This window comes from Ensifer aridi, assembly GCF_002078505.1.
Classification (GTDB): Bacteria; Pseudomonadota; Alphaproteobacteria; order Rhizobiales; family Rhizobiaceae; genus Sinorhizobium; species Sinorhizobium aridi.
Genome location: NZ_LUAV01000048.1, coordinates 1,079 through 1,651 on the forward strand (window position 1 = coordinate 1,079; position 573 = coordinate 1,651).

At 65.6% G+C, this 573-nt stretch carries 1 protein-coding gene; it reads right to left on the reverse strand.

Features of this window, described 5'->3' with window-relative positions; genetic code table 11:
* Positions 1 to 482, reverse strand: a 482-nt coding sequence (locus AYK65_RS31015; RefSeq protein ID WP_139793407.1) for an IS110 family transposase, incomplete at its 3' end; no start/stop codon positions are given.
* Positions 483 to 573 lie beyond the last annotated feature (91 nt).

Genomic DNA, 573 nt, shown 5'->3' on the forward strand with positions numbered 1-573 from the left:
ATCCGCCCATGGCGCAGGAGGAAAGAGAGTAGTTGCTGGCGTTTGCGGCGCAGGTCGTCGGCGCTGGCTTCCCGAGCCCGGACCAGATCGCGGACAGCCTCGTGGACGACGTCCGGCACCCATACCCCGGTCAGCTCGCCCGCTCGGTGCAGCCGCGCCAGCGTGACCGCGTCCCGCCGGTTCGTCTTGACTCGCTCGCCCGACCGCTTCGGGATCAGGGCCGGCGCAACCACCATGCAGTCGTGCCCAAGATCGCGGACCTGACGGTACAACCCGTAACCCGTCGGCCCGGCCTCGAAGCAGACGTGCAGTCGATCATACTTCTTTCCCAGCTTCTTGATCGTCCGCTCTATCGTCGCAGGATTATTCTCGACCTCGCCGACGAACCGAACTTCGCCCGACCGGCCGCCCTCCGCGATCGCCACCGCGTGCTTCTTCTTGGCCACGTCAAACGCGACAAATGCTTCGTTATACTCCCCCATGGCTCGCCCTCCGTGCGTGAGGATCGGCTCGGCCCATCCGAGCAACCCTCGTCTTTCAATCGCACGAAAGGGCGGGCCACCGATCTCCGCC